16 protein-coding genes are annotated in these 20,091 nt (G+C 31.9%); 13 read left to right on the top strand and 3 right to left on the bottom strand.

What is annotated here, in order from left to right; translation table 11 throughout:
• Nucleotides 1–72: 72 nt before the first annotated feature.
• Entirely contained in the window at nt 73–996 is a 924-nt protein-coding gene (locus EP747_RS19615; protein ID WP_129691759.1) for a LysR family transcriptional regulator, read from the bottom strand.
• Between the two features lie 409 nt (nt 997–1,405).
• Between EP747_RS19615 and EP747_RS19610 the strand changes: the two genes are divergently transcribed.
• The 7 genes from EP747_RS19610 (at nt 1,406) to wrbA (EP747_RS19580) (ending at nt 7,055) form a co-directional block, all read left to right on the top strand.
• Complete coding sequence (locus tag EP747_RS19610) at nt 1,406–1,834, top strand: MarR family winged helix-turn-helix transcriptional regulator (RefSeq protein WP_114343794.1); 429 nt, start codon at nt 1,406–1,408, stop codon at nt 1,832–1,834.
• A gap of 60 nt (nt 1,835–1,894) precedes the next feature.
• Entirely contained in the window at nt 1,895–2,293 is a 399-nt protein-coding gene (locus EP747_RS19605; RefSeq protein WP_129691758.1) for a DoxX family protein, read from the top strand.
• A 119-nt stretch (nt 2,294–2,412) separates the two neighbouring features.
• On the top strand, nt 2,413–3,351 hold the full coding sequence (locus EP747_RS19600) for a ring-cleaving dioxygenase (protein ID WP_129691757.1): 939 nt from the start codon (nt 2,413–2,415) through the stop codon (nt 3,349–3,351).
• A gap of 136 nt (nt 3,352–3,487) precedes the next feature.
• On the top strand, nt 3,488–4,102 hold the full coding sequence (locus EP747_RS19595; protein WP_129691756.1) for an alpha/beta hydrolase: 615 nt from the start codon (nt 3,488–3,490) through the stop codon (nt 4,100–4,102).
• 40 nt (nt 4,103–4,142) lie between these two features.
• The gene (wrbA, locus tag EP747_RS19590; RefSeq protein ID WP_129691755.1) at nt 4,143–4,808 is read left to right on the top strand and encodes an NAD(P)H:quinone oxidoreductase; all 666 of its coding nucleotides are present in this window, start codon (nt 4,143–4,145) and stop codon (nt 4,806–4,808) included.
• Nucleotides 4,809–4,922: 114 nt separating this feature from the next.
• Nucleotides 4,923–6,224 carry a glutamyl-tRNA reductase gene (gene hemA, locus EP747_RS19585; RefSeq protein WP_129691754.1) on the top strand — a complete coding sequence of 434 codons (1,302 nt, stop codon included), beginning with the start codon at nt 4,923–4,925 and terminating at the stop codon, nt 6,222–6,224.
• Nucleotides 6,225–6,431: 207 nt separating this feature from the next.
• Nucleotides 6,432–7,055, top strand: a complete 624-nt coding sequence (gene wrbA / locus EP747_RS19580) for an NAD(P)H:quinone oxidoreductase (RefSeq protein WP_129691753.1) — start codon at nt 6,432–6,434, stop codon at nt 7,053–7,055.
• Between the two features lie 158 nt (nt 7,056–7,213).
• On the opposite strand, the gene EP747_RS19575 is transcribed toward wrbA (EP747_RS19580), so the two are convergent.
• A complete protein-coding gene (locus EP747_RS19575) occupies nt 7,214–7,633 on the bottom strand; it encodes an organic hydroperoxide resistance protein (protein WP_098426374.1) in 420 nt (139 codons plus the stop codon).
• Between the two features lie 439 nt (nt 7,634–8,072).
• Here EP747_RS19575 and EP747_RS19570 point away from each other — a divergent pair, with 439 nt between their 5' ends.
• The 3 genes from EP747_RS19570 to EP747_RS19560 all read left to right on the top strand — a co-directional run bounded on the left by EP747_RS19570 (nt 8,073) and on the right by EP747_RS19560 (nt 15,317).
• Nucleotides 8,073–11,321: an Ig-like domain-containing protein gene (locus tag EP747_RS19570; RefSeq protein ID WP_129691752.1), complete on the top strand. Its 3,249-nt coding sequence runs from the start codon at nt 8,073–8,075 to the stop codon at nt 11,319–11,321.
• A 716-nt stretch (nt 11,322–12,037) separates the two neighbouring features.
• Nucleotides 12,038–13,747, top strand: a complete 1,710-nt coding sequence (nagZ, locus tag EP747_RS19565; RefSeq protein WP_129691751.1) for a beta-N-acetylhexosaminidase — start codon at nt 12,038–12,040, stop codon at nt 13,745–13,747.
• 241 nt (nt 13,748–13,988) lie between these two features.
• On the top strand, nt 13,989–15,317 hold the full coding sequence (locus EP747_RS19560; RefSeq protein ID WP_129691750.1) for a glycosyl hydrolase family 18 protein: 1,329 nt from the start codon (nt 13,989–13,991) through the stop codon (nt 15,315–15,317).
• A 495-nt stretch (nt 15,318–15,812) separates the two neighbouring features.
• On the opposite strand, the gene EP747_RS24375 is transcribed toward EP747_RS19560, so the two are convergent.
• On the bottom strand, nt 15,813–15,989 hold the full coding sequence (locus EP747_RS24375; protein WP_165347165.1) for a hypothetical protein: 177 nt from the start codon (nt 15,987–15,989) through the stop codon (nt 15,813–15,815).
• 161 nt (nt 15,990–16,150) lie between these two features.
• Between EP747_RS24375 and EP747_RS19555 the strand changes: the two genes are divergently transcribed.
• The 3 genes from EP747_RS19555 (at nt 16,151) to EP747_RS19545 (ending at nt 19,077) form a co-directional block, all read left to right on the top strand.
• Nucleotides 16,151–16,726 (top strand): TetR/AcrR family transcriptional regulator, encoded by a 576-nt coding sequence (locus EP747_RS19555; RefSeq protein ID WP_129691749.1) that lies wholly within the window; start codon nt 16,151–16,153, stop codon nt 16,724–16,726.
• A 313-nt stretch (nt 16,727–17,039) separates the two neighbouring features.
• Entirely contained in the window at nt 17,040–18,230 is a 1,191-nt protein-coding gene (locus tag EP747_RS19550; RefSeq protein WP_129691748.1) for an MFS transporter, read from the top strand.
• Between the two features lie 76 nt (nt 18,231–18,306).
• Nucleotides 18,307–19,077, top strand: coding sequence for an SDR family oxidoreductase (locus EP747_RS19545; protein ID WP_235832947.1), 771 nt, complete (start codon nt 18,307–18,309; stop codon nt 19,075–19,077).
• Nucleotides 19,078–20,091 lie beyond the last annotated feature (1,014 nt).

Below are 20,091 nucleotides of genomic sequence, written 5' to 3'. Positions count from 1 at the left end.
ACTTTAAGAGATATTTACTCTTAACTTTTCCCCATTCCGTTTTATGGAATGGGGAATTTTTTATGAGAACTGTTAAGAATGAATCAAAGCAATTTCATTATCCTTTTCATAAAGACTTGTCAAATTCACATATGCAACCAACAAGTCAATAAAATTTCTAGCAGCAGATCCAATATACTTCTCTTTATGATGTACAATGGCAATTTCCTTAGTAATTACAGGATTCACTATTTTAATTACTTTAAGGGTTTCAGAATTCTGCGAAGTGAGAAGAGTATTGGGAAGTATGGTAGCTCCAATACCTGCTTTTACTATACTCAAAATGGAATTAACATCAGTTAATTCTATGATAGGCTTGAAGACAAATCCCATAGATGTAGCGGCATCATCAATTAATTTTCGGCAATTGTGGTTTTTGGGACTTAGGACAAGTTGTATGTCCTTAATCTCTTCAAAATCAACTTTTTCTCTTTCAGCTAAATGATGGTCAAAAGGAACAACTAAATAAAATTCTTCATTATATAAAGGGGTATTTGTTAACTGTTCATTCTCTAAAGGCATGTGTGTCAATGCTATGTCGATTTCATTTTGAATAACTCTATCCTCAATATTATCAGACATAATGATCTTCATTTGTAAATAGGGATACATTCGGTGAAGCTCTAGGAAAATTACAGACGCAAGCTGACTTAACTCTTCCGACATTGCACCAATGATCAGATTACCCCTTTTTACTTTTTGAAGCTCTCCAATTTGTTCATAGATATATTTTATATTAGTGAATATTTTTTCGGATTCTTCTTGTAGAATTTTACCAGCTTCTGTTATGGCGATTTTTTTACCTAAGCGATCAAATAAACGTACTCCTAACTTATCTTCAAGAGCTATTATTTGACGGCTTAAAGCAGGTTGTGATATTCCTAATTTTTCTGCTGCCCTTGTAAAATGTAATTCCTCGCAAATGGCTATAAAGAATTCTAATTCTCTTAATTCCATAATTTCACTTCTCTCTATTCTAGATGATATTATTTAATGCACTAATTTATTTTTACTTAAAGTAGATGTTATCAAAACATCCCAAAATAGCTTATTACTTTTAATTAAGAGAAAAACCGAATAAAAAACCGCTCATTCCCATAATAAACTATTGAAGACAGAAATAACAACTCAGGGTTTCTATTAGGGAACATGGTAATTTTTCTCAACTCTCTTATATTGCATTCATTGAGATACTATAGAATTTTCTTGTGAATATCGCATATTTCTTTTATGTAATTACCATAAACATAGGTATTTGGCTGAATCCAAAAATATAAAAGCTTATTGACAAAAAAAATAATAAGTATTAATATTATCTTGTATTCAAGATATTTTAATTTGAAATAATTTTTAGGGGGTGAAATTAATGGAAAAGAAATGCAAAAATCTACCTTTTCTACTATTAATGCAAACATCTAAAGCAATTCATGACCGAATAAAGGACGAAATGGCAAAATACAATTTAAGCATAACTGAGTTTTCTGTTTTAGAAGTACTATATCAAAAAGAGAAACAAACAATACAACAAATTGGAAATTCAATATTGGTCTCAAGTGGTTCGATGACATATGTTATAGATAAGCTAGAACAAAGAGATTTATTATGCAGAATTCCATGTCCAGATGATCGCCGAGTAATACATGTGATATTAACTGATGAAGGTAATGAATTGATGAACGAAATTATGCCGAAATACAATGATTTCATTAGTAATATGTTTGATTCATTAGATTTTGATGAGACTGATACTTTTGCTAAGCTTTTGAATAAAGTAAGAAATAAAGTTTATTCTTAAAATTTTTTTTACTATTTTATCTCGATTTAAAGATATATATATATTTTAGGAGGAGTTAATATGATAAATATAGGTTTATTATTGATTCGATTGGTAGTTGGTATATTGTTCATCGGGCACGGTGCTCAAAAATTATTTGGTTGGTTCGGTGGATACGGATTGAAAGGTACTGGTGGATGGTTTGATTCTATTGGCATGAAACCAAGAGTAACAATCGCGCTAATTGCGGGCCTAGCAGAATTTATTGGCGGAATATTGTTTGCTTTTGGATTATTAACCCCTGTAGCAGGAATTTTGATTGCTGGGACTATGGCAATGGCAATTATTAAAGTTCATGCGCCAAACGGAATATGGGCGACATCAAATGGATATGAATATAACTTAACTTTGCTAGCAGTGGCTATTAGTGTAGTTTTAACCGGTCCTGGTAAATATGCTTTAGATACATTTTTATTCTAAAATATCTTGAATTAATAATTCTTAAACTAAAAATAATATTATTATTTTTTTTATTAATTGACTATGCTTACTAAGTTTCTTAATACAGCTAATCTTTAATTTAAAAGGAGAGTTGACAAATGAGTAAGAAAACAATGGGTATTCACCATATCACAGCAATTGTAGGGGATCCACAGGAAAATCTAGATTTTTATGCAGGAATATTAGGGTTGCGTATGGTTAAGCAAACCGTCAATTTTGATGATCCAGGTACTTATCACCTTTATTTTGGTAATGAAGGTGGAAAACCAGGAACAATTATTACGTTTTTCCCTTGGGCAAGAGCTCATCAAGGAACCATTGGAGACGGTCAAGTAGGAGTTACTTCATATGTTGTTCCCAAAGGGGCTATGGAATTTTGGAAAAAAAGACTAGAAAAATTCAATATTCCTTTTACAATCATGAATCGCTTTGGAGAACAATATTTGCTATTCGATGATCCACATGGTCTTCACTTAGAAATTGTTGAAAGAGAAGAAGGAGATATCAATACTTGGACATTCGGTGAAGTAACACCTGAAGTTGCTATCAAAGGTTTTGGTGGAGCAACTTTATATTCAACCCAGCCTAACAAAACAGCTGAATTGTTAGAAAAAGTAATGGGACTTGAATTAGTTGGTAGAGAAGGTGACTTTGCTCGATATCGTTCTACTGCGGATATTGGAAATATTATCGACGTAAAATTAACTCGTAGTGGACGTGGACAAATGGGTGTTGGAACAGTACACCACATTGCATGGCGAGCTAGTGATGACAAGGATCAATTGGAATGGAAAAACTACATTTCATCTAATGGATATGGTGTCACTCCTGTTCAAGACAGAAATTATTTTAATGCCATTTACTTTAGAGAACATGGTGAAATTCTATTCGAAATTGCGACAGATCCTCCAGGGTTTGCTCATGATGAATCTCAAGAAACAATGGGTGAAAAATTAATGTTGCCATCACAGTATGAACCTCATAGAGCAAAAATTGAGCAAATTTTGCTACCGATACAAGTAAGAGAACTTGACTGATTACATGGAACTGGATTGATTATTTTGCTTTCAAAGATCCAGATACATTGCCTTTAAAAGAGGCAATCATAAATTTCTGAAATAACTACGTATCAATTGGTGATAAATCGAAAAACCTAAAGGAGGCAAATAAACGATGAAGCATATATTCAATAAAGGTCAAGATCCAACAAAACCAACATTTTTATTACTTCATGGTACTGGCGGTAATGAATTAGACTTATTACCTCTTGCTGGAATAATTGACGATGAAGCTTCTGTATTAAGCGTTCGTGGAAATATATTGGAAAATGGAATGCCAAGATTTTTCAAAAGATTAGCTGAAGGGGTTTTTGATGAAGAAGACCTTATTTTCCGAACAAAAGAATTAAATGAATTTCTTGATGATGCAGCAGAAAAGTATGGTTTCGACCGAAATAATATTATTGCATTAGGATACTCAAATGGGGCCAATATAGCTGCAAGTTTATTATTTCACTATCAAAATGCATTAAAAGGTGCTATTCTTCATCATCCTATGGTACCGAGAAAAGGAATTGAACTTCCAGACTTATCAGGTAAAACAGTATTTATTGCTTCTGGTACGAATGATCCAATTTGTTCTCCCATGGAATCGGCCGAATTAAAATCTTTATTAGAAAAGGCTAATGCGGATGTAGAACTTCATTGGGAGAATAGAGGTCATCAATTAACCATGCAAGAAGTCGAGTTCGCGGCAAACTGGTATCAGAAGATAATTTCGAATAAATGAATGTAGAAAATAAAAGAATGACATAATAGGTGGTGTATATATGGGTTTCTTATCCAAATTATTTGGAAATGCATCTGATAAGGAGAATAAAAAAATGACTAATGTAAAATTGGCAGTGATTTATTACAGTATGGGTGGAACTAATTATCAGCTTTCAAAATGGGCTGAAGAAGGAGCGAAAGAAGCTGGGGCTGAAGTAAGAGTATTAAAAGTCCCAGAACTTGCTCCACAATCTGTAATAGAAGGCAATCCAGCGTGGAAAGCTCATGTTGAGGCTACTAAAGATGTACAAGAAGTAAAGTTAGATGACTTAGAATGGGCTGATGCCATAATTTTTAGTGTACCTACTAGATTTGGTAATATGCCAGCTCAAATGAAACAGTTTTTAGATACAACTGGTGGGCTATGGTTCAACGGAAAACTTGTTAATAAAGTTGTTAGTGCCATGACTTCAGCTCAAAACCCACATGGAGGTCAAGAAGCTACAATATTATCTCTTTATACATCAATGTATCATTGGGGTGCAATTGTCGCTGCTCCAGGATATACAGATCCTGTTACTTTTGGAGCAGGTGGTAATCCATATGGAACTAGTGTTACTGTCGGTCAAGATGGAAAAATGATTGAGGATGTAGAAGCTGCTGTAAAACATCAGGCAAAACGTACAGTTACTGTAGCTGAATGGGTTAAAAAAGCAAATCAATAATATAGAAGGAAGAGCGGATCATGGTAGTGCAGATATGGTCCCTCTTCTTTAATTATTTTATTATTCAATTGATAACCAAAAGCAATTATAGAAGGCATAAAAAAGGTGATAAAAATGCATATTTTAGTTGTTGGCTTAAACCATAGAACTGCTCCTGTTGAAATTAGGGAAAAACTTACGTTTAATCCTTCTGAATACGCTATTGCAATGAAAGCATTACAAAAAAAATCAAGTATCATTGAAAATGTCATTTTATCAACTTGTAACCGTACTGAAATATACGCGGTAGTTAATGAATCTAATAAAGGGAAAAATGAGCTGACAGAATTTATAGCAGAATGGTTTAACATTGAAAAAAATGAACTCTTTTCTTATTTGTTCTTTTATGAACAAGATTTAGCGATTGAACATCTATTTAAAGTTACATGTGGTTTAGACTCATTAATCTTAGGTGAAACACAGATTTTAGGACAAGTTCGTACTAGTTTTTTGTTAGCTCAAAGAGAAAATACAACTGGTACAGTATTTAATCATTCATTTAAAAAAGCAGTTACACTTGGAAAAAGAGCCCATACTGAAACTGAAATTGGTTCTAAAGCAGTATCGGTTAGTTATGCTGCAATTGAATTAGCAAAGAAGATTTTTAAGACTCTAAATAATACATCGATATTAATTCTTGGAGCAGGACAAATGGCAGAGTTAGCCTGTAAAAATCTACAAGGAAATGGTGCAAACAGAGTAACAGTTATTAATCGTTCATATGAAAATGCTAGATTACTAGCAAATCGTTATTCTGTTGAAATTAAGCCGTTTCATGAACTGCTGAATTCAATGATGGAATCTGACTTAATAATTAGCACAACTTCGGCAAAGGAATATTTGATTACACGAGAGATGGTTATGAAGGTAAGCAAGTTTCGAAAAGTAAAGCCTTTATATTTTATTGACATCTCAGTACCGCGAAATATCGACCCTAATATATGTGAATTCGCAAACACTTTTTTATATAACATTGATGAACTCCAAGATATTGTAAATTCTAATATAATGGAACGAAAAAAAGCCTCCCAAAAAATTATGAATATGATTGAAGGAGAACTTGATGAGTACAAGAAATGGGTCAATTTATTAGATATTGTTCCTATAATTACAGCACTGAAAAAAAAGGCATCGTCGATTCAACTGGAAACTCAAGAAAGCATTAAAAATAAACTTCCAAATTTATCGGAGCATGACTTGAAAGTAATAAATAAACATTTGAGTAGTATAATAAATCAATTCTTAAAAGATCCTATTAGGGTTTTGAAAGATTTGGCTAATTCTAAGGACTCTAATATGGATATCGATTTATTCAAAAAACTTTTTAATATTGAAAATGTGGGTACAGAAAATCAGAAATCACTATTAGAATTTTAAATAATAGAATTATAGCTTACAAGATACAAGATTGAATGAATAAATAAGGAAGACAATGTACAAACGTATATAAAAAAACAGATACTTTGATTGTTTTTTTGTAAAAACATGTTTAATTTATATGTATTAGTAATAATTACACGGACAAAATAATCATTAGGAAATTTTTGCATAAAAATATATTGTTTTTTTTAAAGGAGAAAAACGATGTCAAATGTAAATCTTGCAATTATCTGTTATAGTTCGACAGGAACAAATTATCAGTTATCACAATGGGCTTCTGACGGAGCAAAAGAAGCTGGTGCAGAGGTGAAGATCTTAAAAGTTCAAGAATTAGCTCCTCAATCAGTAATTGATTCTAATCCTGCTTGGAAGCACTTTACTGAAGAAGTCGCAGTATGTTTTCCAACTGTTTCCCTAAACGATTTAGAATGGGCAGACGCAATAATTTTCAGTGTCCCAACTAGATTCGGAAACATGCCATCTCAAATGAAGCAGTTCTTAGATACAACAGGCGGATTATGGTTTAACGGAAAACTAATGAATAAAGTTGTAAGTGCAATGACTTCTGCTCAAAACCCTCACGGTGGTCAAGAGGCAACCATATTATCGTTATATACGACAATGCATCATTGGGGAGCTATTGTTGTAACTCCTGGCTATACTGATCCAGTTATTTTTGGAGCGGGTGGAAACCCATATGGAACAAGTGTAACTGTTGATCAGAGTGGTAAAATGGTTGAAGACTTTTCTGCTGTTCAAGCAGCCGTAAAACATCAGGCAAAACGTACCGTTACAGTGGCAGAATGGGTTAAAAAAGCAAATCAATAAATGGAAAAGAGCTAATCGACAGGTGTTGATTAGCTCTTTTATTTACCTGTAAAAAATTATAAGGAATTTTTACGATGGCAATGTCTTTAAATTTTTTAGTCAATTTCATATTGTTGTATGTAACAAGTTTTTGGAAAAGATCTAGTTACTATTGAAAACTACTCAATAACTTTAACTTTCAACTTTACATCAACATTACCTTTTAAAGCTTTTGAATAAGGACAAAAACCATGCGCTTCTTTCACAAGCTCTACAGCAACATCTTGTGGAACACCTTTAATTTGTGCATTTAACGTAACTGCTAGAGAAAAAGGGTTTTCTGTATCATCTTTTAATAAACTAACTTCCGCTGTAATTGATGATTCAATTTTCTGCTTATTTTTATTTGCGATAAAGTTTAATGCACCATCAAAACATGCTGAATATCCAGCTGCAAATAATTGTTCAGGATTAGATCCAACTTTGTTAGTATTTGCAGAGGGCGTTGTTAAAAGTAAATCTATTAAACCATCATCTGATTTAACATTTCCTTCACGACCACCAGAAGCAGTAGCTTTCGACGTAAATAATACGACCATTCATAATCACCTCACCTAAAAATTGTTAGTACCTTTTTCATATCGATAGTATTGATATTTCATACTCTAACTATTCTCAAAATAACACCCTAAAAAGCAAATCATGAATGGGTGAATATACCATTGTACAAATTAAATTGTTTTGTCATCAAAGAAACTTAAAAACACAGACTTATTTTAAGTTTCTTCCTATAATCTTGCCTTTCTTCTTTATTGATAACCAAAATGAATCATTATGATAACGAGAATGTCATTTCCAAAAAAAAAATATCACCATATAATAACCTTAACATTTTGAATAGTCTAAATTTCACCGTTTTAAATTAATGGTTTAATTCCACTATCCTAAAATGCAATTTATGTTAGAGGTGATGCATAAGAAAACATTAGATTATCTGAAAAATAGAAACAAACAGTAGCAAAATATGGAGGTTAACAAATGAGAACAAAAATGACAAAACGTATTACATCTTTAACACTCGTACTAACCCTATTTATGTCTCTATTCAGTAGTTTGGTTTTTGCCTCAACTGAAAAGGCAGTTGGAGCAACTAATAGCCCACCAACGAAGGAGATTGTAAAACTCATTCCAAGTGAATCAACAGTCTCGCTCTCTCTTTCTCAAGGTCACCACGATTTAAAGATTGAAGCAGAGTATAAGGATGGTAGTAAAGCAGATGTTACAGCGGAAGGAAAATGGACATCACTGGATGAAAAAGTTGTAACTGTTGAAACTGGAAGACTAACAGCAGTAAATGTTGGGTCTACAAATGTACAATTCAGTCTTGGTAATGCAGTTTTAAATGTAGAAGTAAATGTTACAAAAAGTGCACAAGTTTTAAGTCAATTGACAAATCCTTCAGAAAGTAAAAAAATTGTATCGCTTGTTTTAGAGGCGAATCAAGTTACATACATTGATGAGGGGAAAGAGCGTCCTATTTCTTTGAAAGCGCTTTATAGTGATGGCTCGATGGAAGACGTAACGAAATTAGCTAAATGGGAATCAAGAGATACTTCAATTGCATTGGTTGAAAAAGGTGTATTAAAAGGAATTTCACCAGGTAATGTTTCAATGAAAGTAACTTATGCAAATTTTCCGCAAATAAATTTCTTTGCTTCGATAAGAGATATTCCTGAAAATGTAACGGCGCTGTACATGTCGGCTGACATGTTGAGGTTAGAAACCTCTGATAAGTCGGTTCAAGTAGGTGCCAGTACAAAGAACCCCTGGGAGGGGAATAAAGAGGTTACTTCTTTAGGAAGTTGGACAACGACAGATCGAAATGTAGCTACGGTAAGTAAAGATGGTCAAATAACCCCAGTTGGAATCGGACAAGCTTATATTTATTTTAAATATGATAAGTTGGTTGGTGCTGTACTTGTTAATGTTGTTAAGCCTACAAAGCTTATAGCTGATGAACCTACAGTTGAACTAATGCCAGGACAAAATTGGCCTATTAATTTAACCGAAGTATTCACTAATGGAATATCAGAAGGTGGTATGACTTTAGTTGAAAATGTAAATCCTAATGATGTCAAATGGACAGTCGAAGATAACAGCATTGCAACGGTTACTGATTCAGGATATATCATTGGAGGTAAAACAGGTAAAACGTTTGTGACAGCTTCCTATCGTTCAGATGTTCTTCCTCCAGTTAAAATTGAGGTTACTGTCACCAATAAGCTTACAACTCCTAGAGTTATTGGTTTGACAGCTTCTCAACCAAACCTCTCTTTAGGAATAGGTGAAGAAACGCCTATTAAAATAAATGCGATTTATAGTGATGGGAGTACTGAGGATGTAACAGGTTCCGTTGAATTTTACTCCGACAATTTCCACGTAGCTTCAGTTTCCCGAAATTATGGTGGTGAATCAAAAGTTATTGGTCAATTAAGTGGCACAACTGTCTTGCATGCTTTCTATAATGATTTTCGTTACTTTGTAGATATCCCGGTGGCAGTCACGGATAAAGACGGTCAGAAGCAGGCTCCAAACCCTGAATCAATTTCTGTTACACCAGATATGAAAAATATGGTAGTAAATCAACAGCAGCAATTAGAGGTGAAAACGACCTATTCAGACAGATCAAATTCGACTTCATATGCGGTATATAAATCATCTAATCCTGATGTTGTTAAAGTAAATAAGGATGGCCTGCTTACAGCTGTAGGCACTGGTACAACAATTATTACCGTAGATAGCTCTGGATACTCAAAGCAGGTTTCAATTGTCGTTTCAAATGAACCTTCTAAAGATTTTGCAAATAAAATTGTTGATCTGATTCCTAGTGAAAATGATATTACCTTTAGTTTATCTGAGCACACGCATTCGTTCTCTGTAAAAGCAAAATATAAGGATGGTTCAACTTCTGACGTTACATCAGACTCAAGATTCACAACATTAGACCCGGACAAAGTTACAGTTAAGAATGGGGTCCTTACAGCAGTAGCAGCAGGAACAACGCAGGTACTTATCGATTACGGAACAAGCACAAAAATCTTGAATGTTTCAATTCTTTCTGGGAATGATGCGTCAATAAAAGATTTAAAAATTGAGTCCTTGCTTGCTTCCTCATTGGATATTGTTGTTCAAAAAGATAAGCTATATCCAGTACATGTTTTTGCTCAATACAATGATGGAACTCAAAGAGAAATAACGAAGTCAATTCAATGGACAACAAAGGATCCTACAGTTGTAAGTGTTAACGACGGGAAATTTATTGGAATGAATACTGGAAAAACGACGGTTAGTGCAACAATTGCAGGTTTCTCTTCTATTAAAATTCCAGTAAAAGTACAAGATCAAGCTGGTCCCGTAAATTTAGTAGGAATTGTTAGCGCGGGGATGATAATACAGCCTGAAGCAGGAAATATAGTAGAAGCGATAACTAATAGTAGCAATGGGATGATATTACACCCTGAAGAAGGAACTATTGATGCGAACGCGTTTGCTGAATATACAGATGATAATATAGTTCAGGTTGATACAGAAGGGAAATGGGAATCTTCCGACGAAAGTGTAGCAACTGTTGACCAGAACGGAGTCATTACATGGGTCGGCGTTGGTGAAGCATACATCTGGTTCAATTATTATGGTTTGAGAGATGCTATTTGGGTAAGAAACACTAAACCTGTAGATTTATATTGGGCTAAAAACAATAAATGGACAACTAGCAATGTAATGTTAGAACCTAATAAGTCCACTGACATCTCAATTAATGGCTTCTTTGGTCATCATGGCAGAGATGGAAATTGTGATTGTTATAATCTTAATAGCAAAGCAAAATTTACGGTGGCGGACGAATCGGTTGCAACAATTTCTGCTGATGGACATATCATCGCTCACTCTGTTGGAAAAACGACAATAACTGCTACTGTTTTTGGAATGTCAAAGACAATTGATGTAGAAGTTGTAGCAAAGTATCCTACATTTACTAGGGGTATTAGTTCCTCGCCTGGTTATATCGTAAATTCAGCAGGTTCAACAAATGATATAGTCATTAATGCTATGTCAAGTGATGGAACGATAAAAGACGTTACAGCTGATGTCAAATGGTTTAGTTCCAATTCGGAAGTAGCGGAAATGACCACTGATCATAAGATCCTAACAAAGTCAGAAGGAGCCGCTGTAATCATTGCGGAATATGATGGATTTAAAATAATTATACCTGTTATCGTAAAACCATAAAGATTACTTTGAATAATTGATATTTAGATAATCGTGTCAGATACAGAATAGTTATGTTTTTAAGGTCTCCCCCGTAAGTTAGTTTCAATCTAACATTACGGGGGATTTTTATCTTGAATAAAAGCAAGAAGAATTAAAAATCCCTCTATTTTTAAAAAATTCATTGTCTATCATAAGCAAAAACTTTTTAGGAAAGCAGCAAGAGGATTTATTGATTTATTAATTGAAAATGTTAAAATAAATCGTTCTAATATTGGTGAACTAAACTAAAAAACTATTTGTAGATAATAAATAAAAAATATTTATTGAACAATTATTAAACCGAATTATAGATAGATTAAAAAATGCTTATTATTTATTATTTATTAATTAAGAACGAATGAGAAAATTTTTAATTGCGTTCTTTCTCAAAATGTTATAAATATATTCATGAGGGGGGAATAATTGCAGCTATTTCTAGAATATAGAAAAATAGAGATAATCCTTTCTTTTGTAGAGGGTTAATGGAGTGTTTCTAATTAAGAACGAATATTCTCAAATAGCCACAGTAATTGAGATGATGTGGTGCAACTTTTATTACACAGTTTCTGGATCAAAGTTTTGTATTAAATGATAGATTTGATACAAAAAGTTTATAATTTTGAAACATTTATTTGCTATGATTTTTTCGAAGACAATATTGACATTTTCATCATATTGAATTTAGAGGTGAAATTATGAAAAACAATATTAAAAAATTATCAATGATTGCGATTAGTAGTTTTATATTATTATCTGGTTGTATAGAGGTTAAAGCTAAAAAAAATGAAAGTACTGAGATTGAAAGTCATAATAATACAGTATCTGAGGTAAAGAAAAACGTAATTGTTTCAAAAACTGACCCGATACTTGATGAACTAAATAAACTAACTCTCAAAGAAAAAATTGGACAAATGATTATCGCTGGGTTTGATGGAACAACATCAAGTAATGCAGATACTCTTTTGAAAAATTATAAATTGGGAGGCGTAATACTCTTTGGAACAAATATAAAAAGTCCAAGTCAATTAGTAAATTTAACAAATGACATAAAAACATACAATAAAAATAACAAGGTACCTTTGTTTATCTCTGTCGATCAAGAAGGTGGTAGAGTAAATCGAATGTCCTCAGCGGTTTTAAATACACCTTCTGCCAGAACAATTGGAAATAAAAATAATATGCAATACGCGAATAATATAGGTAATATGATTTCAAAAGAGCTATCATCCTTTGGCTTCAATACTGATTTTTCACCAGTATTTGATATACAAAGTAATCCTAAAAATACAGTAATTGGAGATCGTTCTTTTGGTACAAATCCAACCATCGTTTCAAATATTGGTGAGGGAATGATGGATGGAATTCATAAAGGAAACATTATTCCGGTTATTAAGCATTTTCCTGGGCATGGGGATACTTCAGTAGATTCTCATTTAGAACTTCCAATAGTAAATAAAGACTTATCAAGTTTAAAAAAATTTGAGTTAGTTCCATTCAATCATGCAATCAAAAATCATGCGGATATGGTGATGGTAGCTCATATATTAGTAAAGAAAGTAGACTCTAAGTATCCAGCTTCTATGTCAAAAACTGTAATAACTGATCTTTTACGAAAACAATATGGTTACAATGGAGTTATAATAACTGATGATATGTCAATGGGAGCTATAGCTAAACACTATAACTTAAGTAATGCAGCAGTAACATCTATTAATGCCGGAAGTAATATTATTTTGATAGGACATGGAAATGAAAATGTTAAAACCATTTACAATAACATATATACAGCAGTTAAAAATCACAAAATATCAGAAGACACAATAAATAAAAGTGTCTATAAGATTCTATCTTTAAAACAAAAATATAAACTTAACAATAATAAAGTTCAATCTGTAAATGTTACAGATTTAAATAAGAAAATTAAGAAAGCCGTTACTTATAGCAATGAAACTAGTAATATACAGTACTCACTTTTAAAAAATATCTCAACAAAGGCAAATGAAGGAAAAATAATCAATGCAGAATTTAACGTAATGAATTCGAATATTGACTCTATAAGGCAAAAATGGGGAAAAGAAGACAGTAGTGTATATGTGGCCGCTGCTAAAGGAACATATAACACATACTCAAAAAGAAATGTAGTAGTTGGGTATCAAAAAAGCCATTTAATATTTGAATTACGCTCTTTTGATCCTCAGATAAAATCTTTAACTATTAATAACATAAAAAATTATTTTGGTTCACCTAGTTCAGAAGTTACTACCTCAAATAACGAAAAAATAATAACTTATTCAATTGGATCTAATAAGCTTAAATTTGTTTTTCCTTTAAAGAAGCAAAATATAGTATTGGATCACTATTCCATTTACAATCCTAATAATGTTAATAATAATATGAGTAATTAATTTTGGGTTAAAAAGCAAATCAATAAATAGGAAAGAGCTATTCGATAAGTTCGATTAGCTCTTTTATTTTTCTTATTAAAAAAATTTTATTGGGGGGAAAGTAAATGGAATTCAACTATTCTCAAGATAAGATTGAATTCTTTTATAATTTATAATGCAATAAGTAAAATTTTCAAATAAAGCAAATGATAAAAATGGAAATTAATTTTATCCTATACTCTAAAGACATAAGGTGGTATACATGCATAAAAGATTTATAATCATATTATTTACTTTTTTATTTTTATTCTTACCCCCATCCATTAAATCTTTTGCAATAGTAATACATGAGGTTAAACCCGGAGATAGTTTAAATAAAATTTCCGCACAGTATAAACTAAATGTAAAATCATTTGCTCATTTAAATGGACTAGAAAAATATGATAAATTAGTTATCGGCCAAGCAATGATTATCCCAGGGTCAACATATTATGTTAGAGGATATGAAACGTTATGGGATATTGCTTACAGACATTCGATTAGTGTTGAGCTATTGAAATCCAAAAATAAGCTAACAAATGACAATATAATTCCTGGGCAAAAATTGCTTATACCGTCAATTTCAAAAAAGAAAATATGGACAGGGACTTATTTTATACCTAAAAATAAAAAAACGAATAATTGGATGTTAGACCATTATAAAAAAACGTTAACAAGTATTTTTATTTTTGAATATCATTCAACTAAACAAGGAAATTTAATAAAAGTAAAAGAAAATGGTGCGATTAAACAAGCTTGGATAAAAGGTATAACACCTTATGCGACCTTTACTAATATTAGCGATAAAGGTTTTGATCCAAATTTATTACATAATCTTATAAGTAATAAAACCTTACGTAAAAAACTAATTTCAAACATCTATACATTATTAGATCGAAATGACTTAAAAGGAATCAATTTGGATTTAGAAATGGTTAAACCAGATGACCGAGTATACCTTAATCAATTTATCAAAGAATTATCTGTTAAGCTGCATCGTTCCAAAATGGAACTACTAATAGCTATGCCACCAAAAGAAGCTGATAATAATCCAAGTTACAATAATGCGTACGATTATAAAACAATTGGAAAATTTGTTGATAAGATGTTTATAATGGCGTATAACTGGCATTGGTCGGGCAGTATATCTGGACCTATAGCCCCCATACAATATGTGAGAAAATCTTTAAAATATGCTGTAAGTGTTGTTCCAAGGTCAAAATTATTACTTGGAATTCCTCAATATGCGTACGATTGGCCAATAACAGGTGACATTCGAAAAGGCAGCGCTTATTCCACACAAAACGCGATAAATATGTATCAGAAATATGAAAGCCAAGTCTACTATGATCGCGATGCATCGGCACCAGCGTTTCGTTATATAGATATTAAAGGAACACAACATGAGGTATGGTTTGAAGACCCTCGAAGTTTACTTGCAAAGTTTCATCTAGTAAAAGAATTAAATATAGCTGGATTAGGATGCTGGCATATAGGGATAACGATGCCACAAACAGAAAAAATATTATTAAATGAATTTTGGGTTCAATAAAATTTTTATTAAATTGATAGTAAATATTTAAGGGAAGAACTTTTCGTATAAAAAATGATCTAAAAGCTTTTAACTTAAATCAAAAGTTATCTACTGTATCAACCTACTATACAAATAATTATAAACTTAGTTTTAGGTGTGAACAATATGCGAGAGATGTCAGTAGACCTTAAATATAAAACACAAATATTATGCCTAGCAATAGAACAAATTAAGAAACAATGGTAATTATCTTTGAAAAAACAGTTTTAGTAAATAACTGTCTATTTGGAATCTGTCCAAATAATATGAAAACTAAATACTATTGAAGTGTCATTTTCAATTTAAACATTATAAGACCACAATATCGTGGATATCGTGGTCTTATATTTTTATTTGCTTAAAATCAAAAATTATTAGAAAGCTGGCTGTTTTTTGTGAAAAACCAACAAACAGGATTGAAATTCAACTCGAACAGAAAATTGTGTAATTTTTCTGTCGCCGACTTAGTATCAATTATTTCAATTTAGGTTTTTTATTTAGCAACTCAATATTTTGATTTCTTTCTCCGCCATCTGAAAGGTCTTCGGAAAATTCATGGTCTGCTTTCTTACCTAACAAAAGCTCAGATGAACGGATTGTGCTAGATGGCAAATTATTATTCGCTGCGGCTTGTTCATTCCATTTACTCATTAATATCACCTCGCTAGATTTAGTATTGGAATTTGTCCTTGTAATTATTTAAAATTATGGTTAATTCGTAAGATTAGAGTTAGTATTTAAAAATAGTGTCTTAATGTATACTCAATGTTTATTTATAAATATGCTATAATCTTTCAAAAGGAGGTACGAACGTGGCAAGACATAAAGAATATGATGAAAAAGAAGTATTACAAAAAGCAATGGAGTTATTTAGGTATCAAGGTTACGAAAAAACCTCATTGCAAGATCTTGTTTCTCATATGGGGATTCATAGAAGAAGTTTATATGATACATTTGGTGACAAACATACTTTGTTTATTAAAGCATTAGAACTTTATGATAACAATATGAAGAAAAAAATGAATTTACAAGTTAAAAATTCATTATCTGCAAAAGATGCTATTAGAAGTATTTTAGAATCGGTAATTACTCAAGATAACGAAAAATCAATCGGATGTTTGACAGTGAATACTGCCATTGAGTTGGCTTTACATGATCAAGAAGTCGCAGAAAAAATTGAACAAAATTTTGCTAAGACAGAAGAAATTATTCATGAATTACTAATGCGTGGTCAAAATACAGGGGAAATTCCGAACCACCATGATTTAGATAAATTATCACAGTTTATTCATAATTCTTTTGTAGGTTTACGAGTATTAACAAAAACAACTAACGATAAAAATAAGTTGATAAATATTGTTGATATGACATTGTCTATATTAGATTGATAATATATTTTTATTGTGAATGAAAAGAGTTAACTAATATGAGTTAATTCTTTTTTGAATTAAATTTTGAATGGGTATTTGAGAACGAATGGTAAAAAATAATTATTTACCGTTCATTCTCAATATGTTATAAATAAATACATGAGGTGGTGTGGAAGTAATATATTTTTTTAGCATAGTGTGAATGAACATTTTCAAAATTGTACAAAAGGTATTTAGAGTAGGGAAATTTATTATAAGAATTAAAGTATAAGAAAAAGATCATTATGATTTTTTGAGAACAAACAGTAAAGAATTAGAGAGGAATATGTAAATGAAAAGAATGTTATTAATTATATTATTGATGTCTTGTGGTGCAACTTTTGTTACTCCAATGTTTCCTGTGTATAGCGAATATTATCAATTAAGTAGTTTGCAACTTACAATTTTATTTGCAATCTATGCTGTTTTTCTTTTGCCAACTTTACTTATTGTAGGAGCAAAAGGTAACGGATGGGGGTTAAAAAGAGTAGTCCGTATTAGTATCTTGATTTCCATTGCTTCTACCTTATTCTTGCTTGGCAACACTGGAGTGTGGATGCTATTTGCTGGAAGAATTTTAGAAGGAATTGCATACGGTGCCTTTACAGGTACTGCAGTTGCTTTATTATTAAGACAAACTTCTCCAAAAGAAACGAGTACCGCACTTAAACTATCAGGAGTTACAGTACTCGTTGGTTTTGGGGTGGGACCATTAATTGCTGCTTTCATGTTGCAGTATATCCCTGTTCAACCTCTTAGATTACCATTATGGATACTGCTCTTTATATTAATTATTTCAATTATCTTACTTAAAACGATCTCAAAAGATAATGTAACACCTGAGCAAAAGCGTGCAAATAACAAAATATCACTAGGTGTTCCGAAAAAGATCCGCTCACATTTTTGGGCTATGTCAGCACTTCCTATTTTCACAGTTTTCACGTTACAAGGTATTGCATTATCTCTAATTCCTACATTTGTCAAAAATGTAATCCAAACGTCTAATTACTTTATTTCAGGTTTGATAATTTTCGTACTTTTAAGTGGTTCAGCAGCAGCCCAGTTCCTACCTAGACCAACTCAACCAGTTACTCGTATGCAATTAGGAATATTTTTTCTAGTTATTGCTACGTGGCTTATTGTCATATCAGGTTTAACATCAAGTTTACCATTGTTATGGATAGGTGTATTCTTACAAGCTCTTGGTGGCGGATGGACTTTTCAGAATGCGTTATTTTTTGCAGGAAAACTGCCAGAACCTGAAGCTAGACCTCGTGTAATTTCAGCTTTTTATTTTGTTGCTTATATTGGATTTATCGTTCCGGTTATAGGAGTTGGAGTACTTACAAAATTTTTCAATTTAAACTTAGCACTTGTATTTTTAAATTTGTTTGCAACGATTCTTGTTATCTATATCTTGTTGTATTCAATTAAATTTAAACGTGACATTTCTAAACCTATAGTTCAAAATCATGGAGCCTAAATATTTATATGTTATGAATTAACAATTATAAAGGAGAAATACCCTAACGCTAACTCATTTTTTCGATCATTTAAGAATGATTATTCTCAAATGGATAAAACAATTAATTATTAAGTCAAAAAGTAAATATGAGGTGAATACGTATATGGAAATTTCAAAACAAACAGCGCTAATTACAGGAGCTAATCGTGGACTCGGTCGTCATCTAGCACAAGAACTTCTTGCTAGAGGAGCCAAGGTTTATGCAGGGGTTAGAAACCTGGAAATGATTGATCTTCCTGGAGTTATTCCAATAAAGCTTAATATTACAGATGAAAAGTCAATTGCTGCAGCAGCGGAAATTGCGAAAGATGTAACTTTATTAATCAATAATGCTGGATCCAATACAGAAGCCGCACTACTAGACGGTGATATGGAAAAAATTCGTTTAGAGATGGACACACATTTTTTTGGCACTCTCTCTATGATTCGCACCTTTGCTCCGATACTTGAAAAAAATGGGGGAGGGACAATCCTTAATATTCTTTCAGTTCTCTCATGGTTAAGCTTGAACGGAGGAGGAGCATATCAAGCAGCAAAATCAGCGGAATGGAGTTTGACGAATACTTTCCGATTAGTTTTGGCACCTAAAAATATTCTTGTTTCTGGCTTACATGTTGCATATATGGACACGGACATGACAGCTAAAATTAAGGCTCCGAAAACTAACCCTGCGGATATTGCTAAGATTGCGATCGACGGTATAGAAGCCGAAAGCTATGAAATTGTAGCAGACAATTTGAGCCGAATGGTACAGCAAAATTTATCTGGTGGTGTAAAAACGATATACCCACAATTGTTTAAATAAAAATAAATATTGGCAAGACTCTGCAGGAGAGAACTGTAAAATTAATGGGGTTAGACCATAACTCTAACAATGGATGACCTATTGCCTTGATAGGAAGAGAAACTAACAACATGAAAGACAAAATCGTAATGCCGTTATGGACGTTTGGACTGACGTTGGTTGAAATAAATCTAATCTATATTTAAAACCACCTGAGAAAGGTGGTTTTTTTATTAGAATTAAATTGAAGCAGTAAGAATTTAAATCAAATTTTTATAGATGAAATAATCACATATCCAATTAGATATAGCAATATTTATAAAATTCCACCCATCTAAATTGAAAGAGATACTATTAGGATAGGTTTTTAAAATGTGACAATGTATCTATTTTTTTAAATGTAGCTAAGTATTTAAGTTACTATACCATTGTAAAAATTAAATTGTTTTGTCATCAAAGAAACTTAAAAACACAGACTTATATTGATTTTCCTCCTATAATCTTGCCTCATTCTTCTTTTTTGATAACTTAAATGAATCATTATGATAACGAGAATGTCATTTACTAAAAAAAAATATCACCATATAATAACCTTAACATTTTGAATAGTCTAAATTTTTCCGTTTTAATTAATGGTTTAATTCCACTATCCTAAAATGCGATTTATGTTAGATGTGATGCATAAGAAAACATTAAATTATCTGAAAAATAGAAACAAACAGCATCAAATACTAAGTTAATGATTCGTTCTGTTGATATTATCAGCCAGAATTTACAGGTTGATCAATAAAAAAATATGGAGGTTAACAAATGAGAACAAAGATGACAAAACGAATTACTTCATTATTCATTTCTTCTATTTAGTAGTTTGGTTTTTGCCTCAATTAAAAAGTCACTAAATGCAACTAAGTACCCGCCCAAGTGTATCACCAGTCTCGCTCTCCTATTCTCAAAAGTTACTACAATTTATAAGGTGAAACACAGGATAAAGATAGTTCCAAAGCTGATGTTACTGCAGAAGGAAAAATGGACTTC

The organism is Gottfriedia acidiceleris (assembly GCF_004138285.1).
GTDB lineage: Bacteria > Bacillota > Bacilli > Bacillales > Bacillaceae_G > Gottfriedia > Gottfriedia acidiceleris_A.
Note: the sequence above shows the minus strand (reverse complement) of the source record. Positions and strands in the feature narration are given on the sequence as shown.

What these genes read in the sequence shown, in the direction of transcription:
- EP747_RS19615 (WP_129691759.1), bottom strand. Translation starts at nt 996, where the DNA reads ATGGAATTAAGAGAATTAGAATTCTTTATAGCCATTTGCGAGGAATTA.
- EP747_RS19610 (WP_114343794.1), top strand. Translation starts at nt 1,406, where the DNA reads ATGGAAAAGAAATGCAAAAATCTACCTTTTCTACTATTAATGCAAACA.
- EP747_RS19605 (WP_129691758.1), top strand. Translation starts at nt 1,895, where the DNA reads ATGATAAATATAGGTTTATTATTGATTCGATTGGTAGTTGGTATATTG.
- EP747_RS19600 (WP_129691757.1), top strand. Translation starts at nt 2,413, where the DNA reads ATGAGTAAGAAAACAATGGGTATTCACCATATCACAGCAATTGTAGGG.
- EP747_RS19595 (WP_129691756.1), top strand. Translation starts at nt 3,488, where the DNA reads ATGAAGCATATATTCAATAAAGGTCAAGATCCAACAAAACCAACATTT.
- wrbA (WP_129691755.1), top strand. Translation starts at nt 4,143, where the DNA reads ATGGGTTTCTTATCCAAATTATTTGGAAATGCATCTGATAAGGAGAAT.
- hemA (WP_129691754.1), top strand. Translation starts at nt 4,923, where the DNA reads ATGCATATTTTAGTTGTTGGCTTAAACCATAGAACTGCTCCTGTTGAA.
- wrbA (WP_129691753.1), top strand. Translation starts at nt 6,432, where the DNA reads ATGTCAAATGTAAATCTTGCAATTATCTGTTATAGTTCGACAGGAACA.
- EP747_RS19575 (WP_098426374.1), bottom strand. Translation starts at nt 7,633, where the DNA reads ATGGTCGTATTATTTACGTCGAAAGCTACTGCTTCTGGTGGTCGTGAA.
- EP747_RS19570 (WP_129691752.1), top strand. Translation starts at nt 8,073, where the DNA reads ATGAGAACAAAAATGACAAAACGTATTACATCTTTAACACTCGTACTA.
- nagZ (WP_129691751.1), top strand. Translation starts at nt 12,038, where the DNA reads ATGAAAAACAATATTAAAAAATTATCAATGATTGCGATTAGTAGTTTT.
- EP747_RS19560 (WP_129691750.1), top strand. Translation starts at nt 13,989, where the DNA reads ATGCATAAAAGATTTATAATCATATTATTTACTTTTTTATTTTTATTC.
- EP747_RS24375 (WP_165347165.1), bottom strand. Translation starts at nt 15,989, where the DNA reads ATGAGTAAATGGAATGAACAAGCCGCAGCGAATAATAATTTGCCATCT.
- EP747_RS19550 (WP_129691748.1), top strand. Translation starts at nt 17,040, where the DNA reads ATGAAAAGAATGTTATTAATTATATTATTGATGTCTTGTGGTGCAACT.
- EP747_RS19545 (WP_235832947.1), top strand. Translation starts at nt 18,307, where the DNA reads ATGATTATTCTCAAATGGATAAAACAATTAATTATTAAGTCAAAAAGT.